This window comes from Streptomyces spinoverrucosus (assembly GCF_006539505.1).
Classification (GTDB): domain Bacteria; phylum Actinomycetota; class Actinomycetes; order Streptomycetales; family Streptomycetaceae; genus Streptomyces; species Streptomyces spinoverrucosus.
The window spans coordinates 124,636-142,698 of the sequence record NZ_BJND01000008.1 but is presented as its reverse complement, the minus strand read 5'-3'; the positions used below and the strand labels follow the sequence as shown (position 1 = coordinate 142,698).

Annotated in this window: 13 protein-coding genes and 2 pseudogenes; 8 read left to right on the top strand and 7 right to left on the bottom strand. The window is 67.9% G+C overall.

Features of this window, described 5'->3' with window-relative positions; translation table 11 throughout:
- The first annotated feature begins 103 nt into the window (after positions 1 to 103).
- Positions 104 to 1,693, top strand: coding sequence for an alkaline phosphatase D family protein (locus SSP24_RS06770; RefSeq protein ID WP_141307869.1), 1,590 nt, complete (start codon positions 104 to 106; stop codon positions 1,691 to 1,693).
- Positions 1,694 to 1,772: 79 nt separating this feature from the next.
- On the opposite strand, the gene SSP24_RS06765 is transcribed toward SSP24_RS06770, so the two are convergent.
- Positions 1,773 to 2,873, bottom strand: a complete 1,101-nt coding sequence (locus tag SSP24_RS06765) for a lytic polysaccharide monooxygenase (protein WP_141307868.1) — start codon at positions 2,871 to 2,873, stop codon at positions 1,773 to 1,775.
- A 270-nt stretch (positions 2,874 to 3,143) separates the two neighbouring features.
- Positions 3,144 to 5,861: an aconitate hydratase AcnA gene (acnA, locus tag SSP24_RS06760; protein WP_141307867.1), complete on the bottom strand. Its 2,718-nt coding sequence runs from the start codon at positions 5,859 to 5,861 to the stop codon at positions 3,144 to 3,146.
- 243 nt (positions 5,862 to 6,104) lie between these two features.
- On the opposite strand from acnA, the pseudogene SSP24_RS43925 reads away from it, so the two are divergent.
- The 5 genes and pseudogenes from SSP24_RS43925 to SSP24_RS06735 form a co-directional block, all read left to right on the top strand.
- Positions 6,105 to 6,344 (top strand): annotated as a pseudogene (locus SSP24_RS43925) (hypothetical protein); the annotation flags it as partial.
- Between the two features lie 198 nt (positions 6,345 to 6,542).
- Positions 6,543 to 6,893 carry a hypothetical protein gene (locus tag SSP24_RS06750; protein ID WP_141307866.1) on the top strand — a complete coding sequence of 117 codons (351 nt, stop codon included), beginning with the start codon at positions 6,543 to 6,545 and terminating at the stop codon, positions 6,891 to 6,893.
- A gap of 385 nt (positions 6,894 to 7,278) precedes the next feature.
- Positions 7,279 to 8,010, top strand: coding sequence for a class I SAM-dependent DNA methyltransferase (locus SSP24_RS06745; RefSeq protein WP_141308228.1), 732 nt, complete (start codon positions 7,279 to 7,281; stop codon positions 8,008 to 8,010).
- A 70-nt stretch (positions 8,011 to 8,080) separates the two neighbouring features.
- Entirely contained in the window at positions 8,081 to 8,971 is an 891-nt protein-coding gene (locus SSP24_RS06740) for an aminoglycoside phosphotransferase family protein (RefSeq protein WP_174864623.1), read from the top strand.
- Positions 8,972 to 9,144: 173 nt separating this feature from the next.
- Positions 9,145 to 9,390 (top strand): DUF6368 family protein, encoded by a 246-nt coding sequence (locus SSP24_RS06735; protein ID WP_268255073.1) that lies wholly within the window; start codon positions 9,145 to 9,147, stop codon positions 9,388 to 9,390.
- 51 nt (positions 9,391 to 9,441) lie between these two features.
- Here the strand turns inward: SSP24_RS06735 and SSP24_RS43920 are convergent.
- Both SSP24_RS43920 and SSP24_RS06725 read right to left on the bottom strand, forming a co-directional pair.
- Positions 9,442 to 9,570, bottom strand: a pseudogene (locus SSP24_RS43920) (LysR family transcriptional regulator); the annotation flags it as partial.
- 4 nt (positions 9,571 to 9,574) lie between these two features.
- On the bottom strand, positions 9,575 to 10,243 hold the full coding sequence (locus SSP24_RS06725) for a nitroreductase (RefSeq protein ID WP_141308226.1): 669 nt from the start codon (positions 10,241 to 10,243) through the stop codon (positions 9,575 to 9,577).
- A 162-nt stretch (positions 10,244 to 10,405) separates the two neighbouring features.
- Here SSP24_RS06725 and SSP24_RS06720 point away from each other — a divergent pair, with 162 nt between their 5' ends.
- Positions 10,406 to 11,056, top strand: coding sequence for an FMN-dependent NADH-azoreductase (locus tag SSP24_RS06720; protein WP_141307863.1), 651 nt, complete (start codon positions 10,406 to 10,408; stop codon positions 11,054 to 11,056).
- An 80-nt stretch (positions 11,057 to 11,136) separates the two neighbouring features.
- Here the strand turns inward: SSP24_RS06720 and SSP24_RS06715 are convergent, their stop codons facing one another.
- Positions 11,137 to 11,622: a MarR family winged helix-turn-helix transcriptional regulator gene (locus tag SSP24_RS06715; RefSeq protein ID WP_141307862.1), complete on the bottom strand. Its 486-nt coding sequence runs from the start codon at positions 11,620 to 11,622 to the stop codon at positions 11,137 to 11,139.
- A gap of 276 nt (positions 11,623 to 11,898) precedes the next feature.
- On the opposite strand from SSP24_RS06715, the gene SSP24_RS06710 reads away from it, so the two are divergent.
- On the top strand, positions 11,899 to 13,428 hold the full coding sequence (locus SSP24_RS06710) for a helix-turn-helix domain-containing protein (RefSeq protein WP_141307861.1): 1,530 nt from the start codon (positions 11,899 to 11,901) through the stop codon (positions 13,426 to 13,428).
- A 162-nt stretch (positions 13,429 to 13,590) separates the two neighbouring features.
- Here SSP24_RS06710 and SSP24_RS06705 read toward each other — a convergent pair whose 3' ends face one another.
- Positions 13,591 to 14,631 (bottom strand): beta family protein, encoded by a 1,041-nt coding sequence (locus SSP24_RS06705; protein WP_141307860.1) that lies wholly within the window; start codon positions 14,629 to 14,631, stop codon positions 13,591 to 13,593.
- Between the two features lie 154 nt (positions 14,632 to 14,785).
- On the bottom strand, positions 14,786 to 17,947 hold the full coding sequence (locus SSP24_RS06700) for an AAA domain-containing protein (RefSeq protein ID WP_218037068.1): 3,162 nt from the start codon (positions 17,945 to 17,947) through the stop codon (positions 14,786 to 14,788).
- Positions 17,948 to 18,063 lie beyond the last annotated feature (116 nt).

Here is an 18,063-nt window from a genome sequence, read left to right as displayed (position 1 = left end):
GCCGCAGGCGACAAAGTGCGTTCGCCCCGACGCCCGCTGGATGCCGTCTGCCGCGGATGGGATCGCCGGGTCCTACCGGCCCGACGCAGTGAGGTTGACTGTCATGCAGTTCTCCGGAGTGTCCCGCCGCGGCTTCCTCGGCTTCTCCGCCGCAGGCGCCGGCGCGGTACTTCTCGGCACTGGCTCCTGGACCGCCTCGGCCGCCTACGCGGCCCCGGCCCATCTCGCCTACCCGTTCACCCTCGGCGTCGCCTCCGGCGACCCGCTGCACGACGGTGTGGTGCTGTGGACCCGCCTGGCGCCGGAGGCCTTCGCGGAGGACGGCAGCGGCGGCATGCCCGACCGGCCGGTCCGGGTCGAGTACGAGGTCGCCAGGGACGAGCGGTTCCGGGCCGTCGTACGGCGCGGCAGTGTCGTCGCCACACCCGAGCTCGGCCACTCCGTGCACCCGGAGGTGTCCGGGCTGCAGCCCGCCCGGGACTACTTCTACCGGTTCCGGGTCGGCCGCCACATCAGCCCGGTCGGCCGTACCCGTACCGCGCCGCACCCGTACGCCATGCCGCGGCGGCTGCGGTTCGCCTTCGCCTCCTGCCAGGCGTGGCAGGACGGCTACTACACCGCGTACGAGCACATGGCGAACGAGGATCTGGATCTCGTCGTACACCTCGGCGACTACCTCTACGAGTACGGCGTGCGCACCAACAAGCGCGGTGTGACCACCGACCCCCGGTTCCACACCGAGACGGTGGAGCTGTCCCGCTACCGGCTGCAGTACGCGCTGTACAAGTCGGAGGCCCCGCTGCAGGCCGCGCACGCCGCGTTCCCGTGGATCCAGACGATGGACGACCACGAGGTCGACAACAACTGGGCCGACGACATCCCCGAGAACGCCGACCCGAAGCAGAAGAACGACACCACCGAGCGCTTCCTGCAGCGCCGGGCCGACGCCTTCCAGGCGATGTACGAGAACATGCCGATGCGGGCCGCGCAGATGCCCTCCGGTCCCGACATCCGCCTGCACCGCAGGCTGCCGTACGGACGCCTCGCCGAGTTCACGATGCTGGACACCCGCCAGTACCGCTCGGACCAGCCGTGCGGCGACGGCGGCGGCACCGACTGCGCCGACCGGTTCGACCCGGACCGCACCATGCTCGGCGGCAAGCAGCGCGCCTGGCTGCTGGAGGGCTTCCGCAGGTCCTCGGCCCGCTGGCACATCCTCGGCAACCAGGCCCCGATGATCCAGACCGACCGCAACCCCGATCCGGCGGTGACCGACGTCTGGTACGACCCCTGGGACGGCTATGTCGCCGAGCGCAACCGCGTCCTGGCCGCCGCCCAGCAGCAGGGCGTGCGCAACCTGGTCGTCATCACCGGCGACCGGCACCAGAACTACGCCGCCGACCTGCATCTGAACTACGCCGACCCCGACTCCGCCGTCGTCGGCTCGGAGTTCGTCGGCACGTCCATCACCAGCGGCGGCGACGGCTACGACCTCGACCGTACGTACCTCGACGCCAACCCGCACATGAAGTTCTTCAACTCCCAGCGCGGCTACTCGTCGGTGACGGTCACGCCGGACGTGTGGCGCAACGACTTCCGCGTCCTGGACTACGTCACCCGCCCCGGCTCGCCGATCAGCACGCGGGCCAGCGTGGTCGTGCAGGACCGGGTGGCGGGGGTGCAGCCCGCCTGATCCGGCGGATCCTTCGGAAACGGTTGGACCCGGTGGTCGTCGGCTCGGCGACCACCGGGTCCGCCGTGGGCGGCGTGGGTCAGCCGACCCGGCAGGGCAGGCTCGCCGTCGTATCACCGCCGGAGCCGGAGACGACGTAACCGAATGTGGTGCTCTCTCCGGGATCCAGCGATCCGTTCCAGCCGGCGTTGTGCACCATCACGGCCTGGCCGTTGTAGGTCGGAGTGCCGTTCCACAGGCTCTCCACCCGCTGGCCGCTCGGCAGCGTCCAGTCGACCATCCAGCCGAGCATCGGAACGTCCCCGGTGTTGGTGACGGTGACCTCGGACTGGTAGCCGCCGTTCCAGCTGCCGGTGGTCCCGCGGGTGGCCGTGCAGGTGCCGGGCGGGGGCTCGGTCGGCGGGTTGCCGGGGTCCTTCACACCGGTGACCTCGCCGTTGCCGCCGTCGAAGACGATGTCCGAGCAGGAGTAGAAGGTCTCCTGGCTGTCGGAGCGCTGCCAGACCATGTAGATGATGTGGCGTCCCGACTTGTTGTCGGGGAGCTTTCCGGTCCAGGAGTAGTTGGCCTCGACCGTGCCCGGGCTGCCGTTGAGCGGCGGGTGGTCGACGCTGAGGAACGGCTGTTCCTCCATGTCGTCCCAGGTGAGGGTCCGGTTCGGGTCGAAGCCGTCCTTGGTGATGTAGACGTAGAACCAACCCGGGTGCGCGGCCCAGGCGTTGTAGGAGAAGTCGACGGTCGCGCCCGAGGTGAGGTGGGTGAGCGGCCAGTCGTCGCGCGGCAGGTTGAACCCGGTGAAGTTGGTGTTTCCGCCGCTGCACAGCTCGCCGTCCGGTACGAAGCCGCGGGTGCGGCCGGCGCCGTCCGAGCGCAGCACGGAGAACCAGTTGTAGAACGGGGTCGTCCCGCTGACCTGCTGCGCCGCCCTGCACGCCGGGTTGACCGGCTTGATCTCACCCGTGTCGGTGAGGCCGTCCTGCCAGCACAGGAAGGTTCTGCTGGCCGGTTTCATGGGCGTGCCGTGAGCCTCCGCCGGGCTGCCGGAGCTGAGGACGATCAGGCCGACGGCGGGGATCGTCGCGAGCAGGGAGAGCAGGACCAGGAGGAGGGCGGTGGGGCGGAAGGCTCGGCGTGGTAATCGCCGGTCGGGGGGTGGCGAGTCGGGGAGTGTTGTGAGCATGACAGATCAACGTCCCTTCGCGGAAAGGTCGTTAGAAAACCGTTCGTGAGTGTGTTTTCGGCGAGGTGGGAGCGGACCCGGGCACGCGGGTTCCGGTCCGCCCGCCGTCATATGGGAGCGCTCCCACCCACCTGTTTCGGAAGCTAGCGCGGAGCGGCTCGCTTGTAAACGGCCGCTCCGCCCCAAAAAATTCGGGTACGACAAACGGGTACGGCAAAGGGCCGCACCCCCATTGACCGGGGATGCGGCCCGAACGCCCTACCGGATCCGTTACTTGCGGATCAGGCTGCGCAGCACGTACTGCATGATGCCGCCGTTGCGGTAGTAGTCGGCCTCACCGGGGGTGTCGATCCGGACGACCGCGTCGAACTCGACGCCCGTGTCGGTGGTGACCTTGACCGTGCGCGGCGTGGTGCCGTCGTTCAGCTCGGTGACGCCGGTGATGGAGAAGGTCTCCTCGCCGGTCAGGCCGAGGGACGCGGCGGACTGGCCCTCCGGGAACTGCAGCGGCAGCACGCCCATGCCGATGAGGTTGGAGCGGTGGATGCGCTCGTACGACTCGGCGATGACGGCCTTGACGCCGAGGAGCGCGGTGCCCTTGGCCGCCCAGTCGCGGGAGGAGCCGGAGCCGTACTCCTTGCCCGCGAGGACGACCAGCGGGGTGCCGGCCGCCTGGTAGTTCTGCGAGGCGTCGTAGATGAAGGAGACCGGGCCGCCCTCCTGCGTGAAGTCACGCGTGTAGCCGCCCTCGGTGCCCGGCGCGATCTGGTTGCGCAGGCGGATGTTGGCGAACGTACCGCGGATCATGACCTCGTGGTTGCCGCGGCGGGAACCGTACGAGTTGAAGTCGGCGCGCTTGACGCCGTGCTCCGTGAGGTACTTGCCCGCCGGGGTGTCGGCCTTGATGGCGCCGGCCGGGGAGATGTGGTCGGTGGTGACCGAGTCGCCCAGCTTGGCGAGGACGCGGGCGCCCGGGATGTCGGAGACCGGGGTGGTCTCCATCGTCATGCCCTCGAAGTACGGGGGCTTGCGGACGTACGTGGACTGCGGGTCCCACTCGAAGGTGTTGCCGGTCGGGATCGGCAGCGCCTGCCACTGGGCGTCGCCCGCGAAGACGTCGGAGTAGGACTTGTTGAACATGTCCTCGCCGATGGCGTTCGCCACGACGTCGTTGACCTCGGCCTCGGACGGCCAGATGTCGGACAGGTAGACCGGCTTGCCCTCCTGGTCCGTCCCCAGCGCGTCCTTGGTGATGTCCACCTTCATGGAGCCCGCGATGGCGTACGCGACGACCAGCGGCGGGGACGCCAGGTAGTTCATCTTGACGTCGGGGTTGATCCGGCCCTCGAAGTTGCGGTTGCCGGACAGGACCGAGGTGACGGCGAGGTCGTGGTCGTTGACGGCCTTGGAGACCTCCTCCGGCAGCGGGCCGGAGTTGCCGATGCAGGTGGTGCAGCCGTAGCCGACGAGGTTGAAGCCGACCTTGTCGAGGTACGGGGTCAGGCCCGCCTTGTCGAAGTAGTCGGTGACGACCTTCGAACCCGGGGCGAGGGTGGTCTTGACCCACGGCTTGCGGGTCAGGCCCTTCTCCACGGCCTTCTTGGCGACGAGCGCCGCGGCGACCATGACGTACGGGTTGGAGGTGTTGGTGCAGGAGGTGATGGCCGCGACCGTGACCGCACCGTGGTCCAGGGTGTAGGTCGTGCCGTCGGGGGCGGTCACCGGGACCGGGTTGGACGGGGCGCCGTTCGGGATGGTCGAGGGGGCGTCGGAGCTCGGGAAGGACTCCTTGCTGGCCTCGTACTCGTCGTTGACGTAGTTGCGGACGTCCTGCTTGAACTGCTCGGCGGCATTGGCGAGGACGATGCGGTCCTGCGGGCGCTTCGGACCGGCGATCGACGGGACGACCGTCGACAGGTCCAGCTCCAGCTTCTCGGAGAAGTCAGGCTCGGCGGCCGGGTCCAGCCACAGGCCCTGCTCCTTGGCGTACATCTCGACCAGCTTGACCTGCTGCTCGGAACGGCCGGTCAGGCGCATGTAGTTCAGCGTCTCATCGTCGATCGGGAAGATCGCGGCGGTGGAGCCGAACTCGGGGGACATGTTGCCGATGGTGGCGCGGTTGGCGAGGGAGGTGGCGGCGACGCCCTCGCCGTAGAACTCGACGAACTTGCCGACCACGCCGTGCTTGCGGAGCATCTCGGTGATGGTCAGCACGAGGTCGGTGGCGGTGGTGCCGGGCTGCAGCTCGCCGGTCAGCTTGAAGCCGACGACGCGCGGGATGAGCATCGAGACGGGCTGGCCGAGCATCGCGGCCTCGGCCTCGATGCCGCCGACGCCCCAGCCGAGGACGCCGAGGCCGTTGACCATGGTGGTGTGGGAGTCGGTGCCGACCAGGGTGTCCGGGTACGCCTTGCCGTCGCGGACCATGACGACACGGGCCAGGTGCTCGATGTTCACCTGGTGGACGATGCCGGTGCCGGGCGGGACGACCTTGAACTCGTCGAAGGCGGTCTGGCCCCAGCGCAGGAACTGGTAGCGCTCCTTGTTGCGGCCGTACTCCAGGTCGACGTTCACCTTGAAGGCGTCGTTGGTGCCGAACTTGTCGGCGATGACGGAGTGGTCGATGACCAGCTCGGCCGGGGCCAGCGGGTTGATCTTCGCCGGGTCGCCGCCGAGCTCCTTGACGGCCTCGCGCATGGTGGCGAGGTCGACGACACAGGGGACGCCGGTGAAGTCCTGCATGATGACGCGGGCCGGCGTGAACTGGATCTCCTGCGACGGCTGGGCCTGCGAGTCCCAGTTGCCGAGGGCGCGGATGTGGTCGGCGGTGATGTTCGCGCCGTCCTCGGTGCGGAGCAGGTTCTCCAGCAGGACCTTAAGGCTGTAGGGGAGCCGGGCCGAGCCCTCCACCTTGTCCAGGCGGAAGATCTCGTACGACTCGTCGCCGACCTGCAGCGTGCTGCGGGCGTCGAAGCTGTTCGCCGACACGACAGTCTCCTTCATTCATGTGCGCGTACCACCGCATCCTGCCGCCACGCCTTCTTGGCCGATCCGCTAAGGTGAGGCTAAGTTAGGTAACCCTTACTGGGGTGGCGACCGCAGTGCGCCTCGGCAGATATCTCGATGTCGAGATAACTCTAGTACATGCGGGCTGGATGGTCATGCCCGGACTCGGTGTCCGCTGTCATCCAATCGAGGCGTTTGACAGCGAACCCAGTCGTTCCGCCTTCCTTGCCGGCGAACCCAGTCGTACGAGGTGACGTGCTGGGGGTTGCTGGATGGTTCGAGGACGTGGCCGCGGTACGGCCGTTTCGCTGGTCGCGTGGTGAGCGTCACTTCTCGGGCTGGTACTGGGCGGCGACGACCGGGCAGCACGTCGGCTTCGAGTCGTGGCTGGAGCATGCTCCGGACTACTTCGTGCGCCGCGCGGACGGCTCTGCGGTGGTCGTGGATGTCCGCGCCACACCTCGACCCCAGAGAGGTCTGGACCCGGCTCATGGACTATCAACGCCTACTTCCGGTCCCGCCAGGGCCGATTCGCCTGAGCCCCCGTGATCGGATCCATCAGGCCGTTCGATGCTTCGTCAAGGCCGGCTCACTTTCGGCCAGGGGCCTCATCAGGGCCTGTCCGGGAGATCAAGTACAGGAAACCTCCAGTAGGTTGGCGGCATGCCTTCCGTACTTGTCGTTGGTTACGATCCGCAAGCGATACCCGGCGTCGATGGGGAGGCCCTTCACGCCGCCCTGGACAAGGAGCTGGCACGGTTCGGTGAGCACGGCATCGACGCGGCCATGACCCTGGTCGTGTTCGATGAGTCGGCCGAGTCCACACTCGTAGCGTCGCTAGCCCAACGTCCGTGGGATGTGGTCGTCGTCGGGGGCGGTATTCGCAAGACCGAGCCACTGCTTCCGCTCTTCGAACAGATCGTGAACCTGATCCGCCGACACGCGCCCCAGGCCGCCATCGCGTTCAACACCAGTGGCGGAGACAGCGTCGAAGCGGCTCAGCGCTGGCTGTGAGGTCGGAGACGGGACAACCCGCCACAGTCTCAGTCCTTCTCGGGATTGGGGTCTGCGTGGGCCGGGACGGGTGCAGCGGACTTCCGTGGATGTCCGTCCGGACGGGCAGATCGGCGAGCGTGATGCGGTGAAATTCGCCGGCACGCGGGGGCGTGCGTCTGGACCGGATGGCCTGCGGACCGGACAGCGGACCCAGTACGCCGAAAGGGCCCAAGGCCGCCTGGCGGCGCGGCCGCCGGGTCGCCGCCCGCACCCGCGCCACCGCCCAGCCCGTCTGCTCCAGGCCGGACGCCGCACGGACGACCGACCCAGCCGGACCTTGTGAGCCTGACCCTGCCACTTATTCGCTGGCGAGGCTCGAAGCGTGGTGATTGACTCCTCCGCCGTGACCGGATTGAACGATCCTGCGTTCTTCGACCGTTACGCCCACGAATACGACGGGCGCCACACCTACGACCCCACACAGACCGTCGACTTCCTGGCCGGGCTGGTCCCGACAGGCGGACGCGTCCTGGAACTCGCCATCGGCACGGGCCGAGTTGCGCTCCCCCTCGCCACGCGCGGGATCTCGGTCGAAGGTATCGACGGCTCGCCCGCGATGGTCGAGCAGCTGCGCGCAAAGCCCGGCGGCCCAGAGATCCCGGTAACGATCGGCGATATGGCCGACGTCGCGGTGGACGGTCCCTTCCAGATGTCCTACCTGGTCTTCAACACACTGTTCAACCTGCCCAGCCAGGCACGCCAAGTCGACTGCTTCCACAACGTCGCCAAGGTCCTCGAACCCGGCGGGCTGTTCGTGATCGAGTGCTTCATCCAGGACGTGACCGAATTCGACCGCAATCAGCGGGTCGCCACCCGTGCCCTGTCCGAGTCCGCGGTGAACATGGAGTTCTTGCTCCACGACCCCGTCGAGCAGGCGATCACCTATCAGCGCGTGACGTTCGACGCGAAGGGCACCACGCTGCGACCGCTGCGGCTCCGCTACTGCTGGCCGAGCGAGCTGGACCTGATGGCACAGCTCGCCGGCATGCGCCTGCGCGAGCGTTACGCCGGCTGGGACCGCAGCCCGTTCACCGGAGCGAGCCGCAGCCACGTATCCGTATACGAGAAGCTGTGACGGCTCCCACTATGACGACCGACTCACGCCGGGGAACGCGAAGGACCGAAGGAATGTGCGAAAGGTGACCATGCACGGTGATCAAGTGGACGTGACCACCGAGACAGTTGCCACTTTGATCCAGGAACAGTTCCCTCAGTGGAGCGGCAAGGAGATCCGCCCCCTGCAGTCGACCGGGACGGTCAACACCATCTTCCGCATTGGGAACGACCTCTCGGCACGTTTCCCACTGCGTCTGGCCGATGCCGCAGAGACGCGGGCGGTTCTGGAGCAGGAAGCCCAAGCGAGCGCGGAGCTGGCGCAGGTGTCTCCCTTCCCCACCCCGGAACCCGTGGCCCTGGGAGAGCCTGGAGCGGGCTACCCCATGCCGTGGTCGGTCCAGACGTGGCAGCCGGGAACGGTCGCCTCGGACGCCGACCCGAGTGGGTCGGACGCTTTCGCACAGGACCTTGCGACCTTCATAGCCTCCCTCCGGAAGGCCGAGACGCGGGGGCGGCGCTTCAGCGGCGAGGGTCGTGGCGGCGTTCTCACTCACCACAACGAATGGATGGAGGAGTGCTTCGAGGAGAGCGAGGGGCTGCTCGACGTGCCCCGGCTGCGCCAGGTGTGGAGCCACCTGCGGGAGCTGCCACGCAAGAGTGCCGACGTGATGAGCCATCGTGACTTGATCCCTGGCAATGTGCTGGTCGCGGGCGGCCGCCTCAGCGGCGTACTCGACACCGGCGGCTTCGGCCCGGCCGACCCCGCGCTGGATCTGGTCAGTGCCTGGCATCTGCTGCAGCGGGGTCCGCGGGAAGTGCTCCGGCGGACACTGGGCTGTGACGATCTCGAGTGGGAGCGCGGCAAGGCATGGGCGTTCGAACAGGCGATGGGCGTCGTCTGGTACTACGTCGAGAGCAATCCGACGATGAGCAGGATGGGGCGCCGGACACTCGACCGCATTCTGGAGTCGATGGAGTGATGTCGCCCCGGCTGCGGGCCGTGCACAAGACGATCGCACGAGAATGGAGCCGCCGCTGACTACCCAGACTCTCGGCTCCATGGCCGGGCCCGTGCTGGTGATCGAGTCGGCGGAGGCAATCTTCGCCCAACGACTGCAGAGTCTGCACCACCTGCTAGTGAACCTGTGAACACCTGGGCGTTCCGGCAGCTGAATCGGCAGATGGCGGCCGGCCATTTGTCGTCTCCGCCATGGGGCCCGGACTCGGCGACACCGACGTCTTCGAGGCCGAGCACGCAGACAATCCCGACCCGGCGCCGTTCATCGGCTTCCGCCCAACCCACGCCGTCAACGTCATCGCGATGGCCAACCGGGCAGTGGACCACACCATCGCAACACTGCTGACCGCCACCGTCATGAATACGACCCGCCAGGACTGATCGCTGCGAACCGGTCCGGTTGCCTCGGAGTGTGAGATGCGGTGGCGGCAGGATGCGACCCAGCGCGGCGCCCGCGGCGACCTGTGCCACCTCGCCTGCCACCTCTTTGGCGGCGATCGGCTGGATCGGCGTGGCGGGCAGCCGGACGGTGTCGGCGGCGGCGGTCCAGGACAGGACGGCGGTGTCAGCGACCGTCGACGAACGTGACCGTCTCGTCGAGCGGCGCCCGGCCGGTGCGGGCGTAACCCACCGTGACGTCCTCGAAACCGATCGACATGCCGCAGAAGAGGACGAGCTCGTCCGGGGGTGACACGACCTCCGCGACGGTCCTGTGGAACTTCGCCCACGCCATCTGCGGGCAGCTGTGCAGGCCTTCGGCGCGTAGCAGCAGCATGACGGTCTGCAGATACATGCCGACGTCGGACCACTGCGCCGGGCCCAGGTCCCGGTCGATGTAGCAGAACAGGGCGGCGGGCGCGCCGAAGCAGTCCCAGTTCGCGGCAGCGGCCCGCTGGCGCGCCTCCAGGTCCTCGCGCGGAATGCCGAGTGCGCCGTAGCGCTGCTCACCGAAGGCGGAGCGGCGTTCGCGGTACGGGGATTTCAGCGCGGGCGGGTACTGCTCGTACTCCGGCTTGTCCCAGGGGTCGCCCACCGCTAGACGCTCGCTGGTGCGCTTCTTGAGCTCGGCCAGTGGTGCGCCGGTCAGCACGTAGGCGTGCCACGGCTGGATGTTCGATCCGGAGGGCGCCCAGGCCGCGGCGGACAGCACACGCTCCAGCACGTCCGTCGGGACCTGCCGGTCGGTGAATCCGCGCACCGCCCGTCGGCTCGTGACCGCCTCGTAGACGTCCATGATCGCCTGCTTCCAGCCGCTCGACGCGTCCGCTCGATGCATCCGATTCCGTTTGGTACACACGAGATAGTATCACTCAATACCGTCTCGTGTTTAACTATCGTCGAGCATGAATCCCCAGCCCCGGTTCCCCGCCTCGGGCTCTGCACCTGGAGAACGTCCATGGCCACACTGCTGCACATCGACTCGTCCGTACTTCCCGGCGAGGCGTCCTCGTCCCGCTCGGTCACGGCCGCCTTCCGCAGGGTCTGGGAGGAGCAGCACCCGGAGGGCACGGTGATCTACCGTGACCTCGCCGCCGACCCCGTCCCGCACATCACTGCCGACGCCTGGTCCGCCGGTTACGCCGCCCCGTCCGAGCGCACCCCGGAGCAGGCCGCGGCGTTCGCCGCGCGCGTGCGGCTCATCGAGGAGCTGGAGCAGGCGGACGCCGTTCTGATCGGCGCGCCCATGCACAACTACTCGATCCCATCGACCCTCAAGGCATGGCTGGACAGCGTGCTCCTGCTGGGCCGCACCGCGGGCGAGACGCCCTCCGCCCAGGGCACTCCGGTCGTCGTCGTCGCCAGCCGGGGCGGCTCGTACGCGCCGGGCACGCCGCGCGAGGGCTTCGAGTTCGTACAGAACTACCTGGAGGCCGTCCTCGAGCGCACCCTCGGCCTGGACCTCGACTTCATCGTCCCGGAGCTCACCATGGCCCCCCGCAACCCGGCCATGTCCACACTTGTGCCCCTTTATGAGGCTTCCCGCGAGCGTGCCTTCGAGGACGCGGCCACCAAGGCGAAGGAACTCGCGGAGCGCCTCGCCGCGTAACCCCTGAGCCATGGACGCCGTGTGACGCCTCGGCCCAGGACGTCATACGGCGTCCCCCTCGTCGCGAACGGCGGGGGCGCTTACGCCTCGTCAGCCGCGGGATAGGCGAGCCTCGTCAGCAGCTCCGTCAGCTTCTCGCTCTCGCCGGGACCCAGTTCGGCAGCGAAACGGGCGGCCAGTGGCTCCGCCGCGACATGGGCCGCGTCGAAGAGTTCCAGCCCCTGAGGCGTGATCTCCACCGCCCGCACGCGCCGGTCCCCCGGAACGTTCTTGCGTACGGCCAGCCCCTTGCGCTCCAGGTCGTCCACGACCCGCATGATTCCGGCCTTGTCCGACCCCGTGGCCGTCGCCAAGTCCCGCTGGACCGTGGGTCCGCGGTTGACCAGCACGATCAGTACCGCGAAATGCCGCAACTCGATACCGAGCGGCCGGAGCACCTCTCCCATCACCGCGGCCGCACGCCAGTGCGCCCGGCGCAGCAGCAGGCCAAGAGCGAAGGGTGATTCGTCCCCGGGGCGGTCGGTCGCGCGCGAGGCGGTGGTTCGGTCGGGAACGTCGGCGGTCATGCAGCCACAGTACCGCCATCCATTCATTCGATACGGTCTCGCTTGAAACCAAATACGCCGCGTCTGTGCACCTATCAGCACGCCAAGTCGGGGTAACCGAAGGTGAGCCGGGAAGGCCGGCGACGGGCAGCAGCACCGGATGTCGTGCGACATCGGTGGATTTATCCGAATCTTTCGGGTGGCACTGGACCCGTTCTGCGTGGCGCCGTTGACGGACCATCACCCGAATGGACCCCCCAGGAAGCGCCATCTCATATCTGAGATAACCTCAGCCTCATGGCAGACGACTACCTCGTACGCATCGGCAAGCTCATCCGTGACGCCCGGCAGCACCGCGGCTGGACGCAGTCGCAGCTTGCCGAAGCGCTCGGAACCAGCCAGAGCGCCGTCAATCGCATCGAGCGCGGCAACCAGAACATCAGCCTTGAGATGATCGCCCGAATCGGTGAAGCCCTCGACAGTGAGATCGTCTCTCTGGGCTACGCGGGCCCGATGCATCTCAGGGTGGTCGGCGGTCGTCGGCTGTCCGGGGCCATCGATGTGAAGACGAGCAAGAACGCGTGCGTGGCTCTGCTGTGCGCATCGCTGCTCAACAAGGGGCGTACGGTGCTGCGTCGGGTCGCCCGCATCGAGGAGGTGTACCGCCTCCTGGAGGTGCTCGGGTCCATCGGTGTCCGTACCCGCTGGATCAACGACGGCGTCGACCTGGAGATCGTGCCGCCGGCCGACCTCGACATGGCGGCGATCGACGCCGACGCCGCCGTACGGACCCGCTCCATCATCATGTTCTTCGGTCCGCTGCTGCACCGTATGGACCACTTCAAGCTGCCGTACGCCGGCGGCTGCGACCTCGGGACGCGGACCATCGAGCCGCACATGATCGCGCTGCGCCGGTTCGGGCTGGACATCGCGGCGACGGAGGGTCAGTACCACGCCGTCGTCGACCGGTCCGTGCGGCCCGACCGGCCGATCGTGCTGACCGAGCGCGGGGACACGGTGACCGAGAACGCGCTGCTGGCCGCCGCGCGGCACGACGGCGTGACGACGATCCGCAACGCCTCCTCCAACTACATGGTCCAGGACCTCTGCTTCTTCCTGGAGGCGCTCGGCGTCAAGGTCGAGGGCATCGGCACCACCACGCTCACCGTGCACGGCGTGCCGACCATCGACGTCGACGTGGACTACTCCCCCTCCGAGGACCCGGTCGAGGCGATGAGCCTGCTCGCCGCCGCGGTGGTGACGGAGTCGGAGCTGACGGTGCGTCGGGTGCCGATCGAGTTCCTGGAGATCGAGCTGGCGGTCCTGGAGGAGATGGGCCTCGACCACGACCGCACGCCCGAGTACGTCGCCGACAACGGCCGTACCCGGCTGGTGGACCTCACCGTCCGGCCCTCCAAGCTGGAGGCGCCGATCGACAAGATCCACCCGATGCCGTTCCCCGGTCTGAACATCGACAACGTCCCGTTCTTCGCGGCGATCGCGGCGGTTGCGCAGGGCAAGACGCTCATCCACGACTGGGTGTACGACAACCGCGCGATCTACCTCACGGACCTGAACCGCCTCGGCGGCCGACTCCAGCTCCTGGACCCCCACCGCGTCCTGGTCGAGGGCCCCACCCGCTGGCGCGCCGCCGAGATGATGTGCCCGCCCGCCCTGCGCCCCGCCGTGGTCGTCCTGCTGGCGATGATGGCAGCGGAGGGGACGTCGGTCCTGCGGAACGTGTACGTCATCAATCGGGGCTACGAGGATCTGGCGGAGCGGCTCAACTCCATCGGGGCGCAGATCGAGATCTTCCGGGACATCTGACGCATCTCCGGATGAACGGCGCCGCACCCATTTGGACCAGTACAAACACAGGTCGGGGTGGATGCGGCGGCGCGTCTGGGACTTCTCAGGGACTCGCGGCCTCATTGGGAGTGCTCCCAGTTGGCCGCGATTGGCAGCCGTCGCATTTGGAGCAATCCGCTATCACCCTGCGAGACTTCGAGCCACAAAGGTCAGGTGCTGGACGTTCCCCACCCGATTCCAGACGGTGTGGTTGCCTGTGCTGGTTCTGCCCTGGGTCCGGTCTCGCAGCCACCTCTCCCCTGCGCCCGCCCCGGGGCCCCGGAAGTCCGCGAGGCGGGTGAGAGATCCGGCGGCGTCCCGGTTGGTGTCGTCGTACTTGGTACCGTGCGGCACTTTGGACAGGTGGTAGGAGCGGGCGGTCGTGTACCGAAGGACACCCCACGGCGGACCCCCGTTGCGCGCGGGCGGAACCTGTGCCACATATGTGGCGGGATGAATGCCGTAGTCGCCGTAAATAAGTCGGGGAAGGTACATACGTTCGCTGTGCTGGATCATTTCCCAGGTCTCCCAGTCCGAGCGGGGCGCCTCGTACGGGACGCCTTCACGGAAGTCGGACGGCGGATCTGGGAAGCCACCGGCCATAAAGGTCATCATGCGCCAGGAGGTGAGCGGGACGAGGGTATCCAGGGCGAGCAAGCCCTCCTTTGCCGCATCGGGGCGGTCGGGCAGGACAGTGCCGAGGTCGAGGAGCAGGTCGACGGGGTACCTCGGCGGAAGTCGATGCAGCAGGTCAAGGACTTCCGAAGTCGTGCTGTCGTTCCACGCGCCAGGAACCCTGACCCGCAATCCAAGTCCGTCTTCGCGTCGTCGTGCCACGGCGAGGGCCAGCGATTGTTGTGCGCCCGGGCGCCCCGGTCCGGTGACGGGCCACAGATTGCGGTGATCCCACCAATCAGGAGAGAGAGCGTCGGACAGGGCGTCGGCTTCGATGTCGTCGGCGAACGGCGCGTCCAGCCAGCCGGACCCATGACGATGGGCACTGGTGACGTCACCGGCCTCCTTCCGGATCCGTTGGGCCAGCGGGGTCGGCAGGAAACCGGGACGAGGTGGCAACGTCCACAACGGAGCGATCCGGCGCTGTATGTCCGGCGTCAACGCGCGGTAGGCGGACACAGCATGCGGCCGAGTCGGCAGCACGGGAGCGTAGAGCGGTACGGACATGGCGTCCCCCTCAGCGCTGCCCGTGCGCGGCTTCCTTCACGTTCCTTCAGGGTGAAACCATCGGCGAGGCCCGAAAAGGGCGCCAATCGGCCAACACCTGCCTGCACACCTGCATGACGTACATCTCGCCCGGCTCGGCAGAAGGGGCGTGCCCTCAGGAATCGCCGTCTCCGTCAAGGCGGTTAGGCAACCATCTCGACGCCTGCTCGCGGCTGACGCGGTCCGCGTCCACATACCACTGGCGGCGCGCGCTGTCCCACCGCGCTCCGAGCAACCGCTTCGCCTCGTCCTTCTCGGCATAGGGAACATTCAGGTAGAGCCGACTTCCACCCCGCGTCGCGGTCGGGCCGTCCGACGGACGAGAGGTCCTTGGATTCCACGCGGCGCGCTCCTTGCGTGCCCGCTCGATCACGCGCCCTACGCGTTTGCATGCGGCGGGGTCCGTGAGGCGCATCATCAGATCCGTCGGGCCCGAGTTCGCCAGCAAGTTGAGCGAACCGTGCCACAGCACGGCGGCATCGACTATGAGCACCTTCTCGTGCATGCGTTCACGGAACTCCACCTGGCATCCGGCCGCCCGCAGTTCCTGGACGAGTCCGCGGACACGCTGCACAGCTGCGTCCGAGGACTGCTCCTCTGGCGGCCTGGTGCGGACGGTCACGCTGACGCCGTCCGCCACTCGCTTGGCCAGTTGCGTAGCCCACGTGCGCACGGGGCGTGGATCGAGGAAGGGACAGTAGACCTCGATGCTGCGCGCGGCCCGGTTAATGTCCCAGCTCACGGCGCGAGGCACCTCGTCGGCCGGAAAGAAGGCCGGCCGGGCGAGTTCTTCCTCGGAGAGGGAGGCGAGTTGTGCGGCCTCACGGACGGGGATGAGCTGGTCTACTGAGATGCGCTGGGCGTGCGCTTCGAGATGGTCGAGCATTCGTCGTGCTTCGCTGGTCGCGGACAGGTGCTGCCGTAGATGCTCGACGTCCGCGATGACGATGAGGTGGTCCTGGGCCCGGCTGAGCGCGACGTTGAGCAACCGGCAGGTGTTCGAGGACAGTCCGGTGCCCTGGAAGAAGTAGCCGGGATGGGTGCCGGCCCCGGCCGTCGTGTCGACGATGACGATGGGGCGCTGGCTGCCCTGGAAGCGGTGCACAGTGTCGACCAGGCCCTCGAATTGTTCCCCGAAACGGTAGCCGAGGCTGCTCTTGAGCGCCTGGACCTGCTTTCTGTACGGGGCGATCACGGCCAGGCGGTCAGTTGCCCTCTCCCCGACCGGCACGTCGTCCCACTTGCGGCCGGGCAGCACGCCCTCGTACTGAAGTCCGCGGACGAGTTCGTGGACGGCGGCCTCATGAACGGTGTTGGTCTGGTGATCGCGACCACGGATGCGCCGGTGCGAGGTGTCGACGAGGATCAGTGGCGCGTCGACCAGTCCGTTGAACGGAATCCGCGAATCGTCGTCGCGGCCGGTCTTCAGTGGTGCATCCGGGTACGCGACGGTGTTGACGAGGTCGCAGATCGCGCTCCGCATGCGGTACTGGGTGTCGAGTGCGACGAGCCGGGCATCCGGCATCACCGATCCGCCCGCGCTCACCAGGCCGGCACTGGAGAACACGTCCCGTGCCGTCCATTGACGAGCGTGCTCCTGCTCGGCCTCCGTTGCCTTGCGGTCGCTGTCCCCCTTCGTCACCGCCGGCAACTGGCGGAAGTCCCCTGCGAACACGATCCGCTTCCCTGCCAGTCCGGCGGCGTACCAGGCGGACGGCAGATTGACCATCCCGGCCTCGTCGACGACGACCACGTCCACTCGGTCGAGGAGTTTGCGCACCTGCACGGCCATGGTCACCGTCGCACCGAGGACCCGGCATTTCGAGCGCACGGTCTCCTTGATCTTCCGGCGCTGTTCCTCCAGTTCGCCGATCTGCTGCTGGATGTGCTCGGCCTGGGACAGCAGGGTCGAGCGGGCGGGCAGCCCGGAGAGCTTCGGCTGTTCGGCTGTGAGCGCTTTGTCCAGCCTGTCGACCTCGGCCGCGGCCCGGCGCAGGTCACGTTCCGCTGCCGCCAGCCCCGTCGACGCCTGCTGGACGTCGATGCGGGCCTGGCGGAGAGCGGCGTGCGCCTTGTCGAGCTGGGCCTGTTTACGGCCGGCGAAGATGCCGGTCGGGGCTCCTGTCTTCCTGATCACTTCCTCTTGGGCGGCGATCACGGATCGAGCGGTGTTCTGGGCTTGAGCGTGGCCCGTCCGGCTGATGCCCGCATCGGTCTGAGCACGCCGAGCAGCGGCGAGGTCCGTACGAAGGCCATCCACCCTGTCGTGGACGGCTATGCCCGCTCGGGTCTGCCGCAAGGCCGCGGCGAGCTGTGTGAGGGACTCATCGAGGTGGGCGCTCAGTCGCGCCGCGATCCGTTCGGCGTCGACCTGGTCTCCGTACGTGTCCCGCAGCGAGACGCCGGTGATGGCCCCCGCGCGCTGCACGAGCCCGTTGTCGAACCCCTCCTCTTTCGAGAGCAGCTCGCATATGCGTTCCAGAGCCTGGTCCACGGCGACGTTGGTGGGAGCCAGGAAGAGCACCGAGTGCCCCTGGCGGTAGCACCCTTCGACGATGTGCCCGACAACATCGGTCTTCCCTGTCCCCGGTGGGCCCCATAGGAACAGCACGTCTCCGTCGAGGGCTTGTTCCACCGCCTGGCGCTGACGGGGGTTGAGCTTGAGAGACGCCCAGTTCGCGACCCATTGGGCGGTGGCTCCTGCACGTTTCCCCGGCCGCGGGTCGCCCTGTCCGAGGGTCCAGGCCGCGCGTTCCGCCCGGACCGGGTGATTCGGCTGGCCCACCGTCTCCAGCCGTTCTACGAGAACGCGCCAGGGAGCCGCGTCGTCTTCCCGGATCTGCACATGGGAGGGGGTTGCTCCGAGGTCCGCCTCGGTCACGACGCGCACCTTGCCCTCGGGCATGCGCGACACCTCTGCCGGTGTCCACACGCCCGTCGATCTCGACGTGCGCACAAGCGCCGCCTTGCCATCGAGTTCGTCCAGCCACCTCTTGCAGTCGAACAGGTACTCGTGCCTGCCGTCGGCACTGGACACCCGGCGCCCCGCCGAGAGCGAGGCCTTGCTGCCGTCCTTGCCGTCGCTGCGCAGTTCCGCGGCGACTTCCAATCGCGCGGCCGTCAGCAGTTCCTTGACCGGATACGGCAATCCTGCAGGCTTGTTCAACCCCGCCCCCTGTCGCGCCTCAGCCCTGGCCGGCCCCGGCCTCCCTCGAGACCTGCGCCGAAAAGGATGACTGTAAGCGCGGGGAACAAAGGAGCGAGGCTTTCCGGCCAAGGCGCCAAGGGCAACGCGTTGACAACGTCAACAGAACCGTGTGATGCTCGCAACAGGTGAAGGTATACGCTCCCTACGGAATGTACCCACCTTGTGTGCGACGGGTGAAACGGGGA

What these genes read in the sequence shown, in the direction of transcription:
- SSP24_RS06770 (WP_141307869.1), top strand. Translation starts at nt 104, where the DNA reads ATGCAGTTCTCCGGAGTGTCCCGCCGCGGCTTCCTCGGCTTCTCCGCC.
- SSP24_RS06765 (WP_141307868.1), bottom strand. Translation starts at nt 2,873, where the DNA reads ATGCTCACAACACTCCCCGACTCGCCACCCCCCGACCGGCGATTACCA.
- SSP24_RS06750 (WP_141307866.1), top strand. Translation starts at nt 6,543, where the DNA reads ATGCCTTCCGTACTTGTCGTTGGTTACGATCCGCAAGCGATACCCGGC.
- SSP24_RS06740 (WP_174864623.1), top strand. Translation starts at nt 8,081, where the DNA reads ATGCACGGTGATCAAGTGGACGTGACCACCGAGACAGTTGCCACTTTG.
- SSP24_RS06725 (WP_141308226.1), bottom strand. Translation starts at nt 10,243, where the DNA reads ATGGACGTCTACGAGGCGGTCACGAGCCGACGGGCGGTGCGCGGATTC.
- SSP24_RS06720 (WP_141307863.1), top strand. Translation starts at nt 10,406, where the DNA reads ATGGCCACACTGCTGCACATCGACTCGTCCGTACTTCCCGGCGAGGCG.
- SSP24_RS06715 (WP_141307862.1), bottom strand. Translation starts at nt 11,622, where the DNA reads ATGACCGCCGACGTTCCCGACCGAACCACCGCCTCGCGCGCGACCGAC.
- SSP24_RS06710 (WP_141307861.1), top strand. Translation starts at nt 11,899, where the DNA reads ATGGCAGACGACTACCTCGTACGCATCGGCAAGCTCATCCGTGACGCC.
- SSP24_RS06705 (WP_141307860.1), bottom strand. Translation starts at nt 14,631, where the DNA reads ATGTCCGTACCGCTCTACGCTCCCGTGCTGCCGACTCGGCCGCATGCT.